The organism is Vibrio sp. D173a (genome assembly GCF_030248475.1).
The window spans coordinates 1-753 of record NZ_JAHGAH010001524.1 but is presented as its reverse complement, the minus strand read 5'-3'; the positions used below and the strand labels follow the sequence as shown (position 1 = coordinate 753).

The following is a 753-nucleotide window of genomic DNA, read 5'->3' as shown; positions in this document are numbered from 1 at the left end:
CCGCAAGCCACCGCGTCGCTAAAAATTAAGTTAAGCGCGAAACCGCTATTTTAAAAAGAAGCTTAGGCTTCTTTTTTTGTGTCCAAAGTTTAGTGAAATTGCAAAATCTAAGTTATAGAACGCTATCTCTAAGTGTTTGTATCTTTGAGAGATTATGCTTTAAAGATAAAATGTGTAAATTTTGACACAGCGTTAACAGTTTCTTACTGAGTTTGTTCTTTCGCAAAGACCTAGTCCTGTTTTGTCACCATAATGGTGTGCTACTATACCCCTCTTATTATTGGACCCAAATTTCCTATGTTAGAAGTCTCAAATTTAACTGCTATTCGTGACGAAAGAGTTCTATTCGAATCTTTGTCTTTTCAACTTAAAGCCGGAGAACTGGTGCAAGTTGAAGGAAGGAATGGCACCGGCAAGACCACACTACTTAGGATTATTACGGGTTTAGGTGACCGAGATGAGGGGACGATTTCTTGGGATGGGCAGTCAATTGAGTCCAATCGAGACGCTTATCATCAAAACCTTCTGTTTCTTGGTCACCAAACAGGTGTTAAGCGCGAGCTCAGTGCGTACGAAAACTTGAGTTTTTACCAGGCGATTCACAGTGGTAAAGCGACTAAAGAAGAACTTTATAGCGCACTTGCTCAAGTGGGCTTAGCTGGACGAGAAGACGTTCCGGCAGGGCAGTTGTCTGCGGGGCAACAGCGTCGTGTAGCACTCGCGCGTTTGTGGTTGAGCAAACAGATGCTGTGG

At 42.9% G+C, this 753-nt stretch carries 1 protein-coding gene; it reads left to right on the top strand.

Annotation, left to right across the window (positions count from 1 at the left end):
• Nucleotides 1-297: 297 nt before the first annotated feature.
• The coding region (ccmA, locus tag KIV40_RS34485; RefSeq protein ID WP_285353951.1) for a cytochrome c biogenesis heme-transporting ATPase CcmA at nt 298-753 on the top strand (456 nt) is incomplete at its 3' end.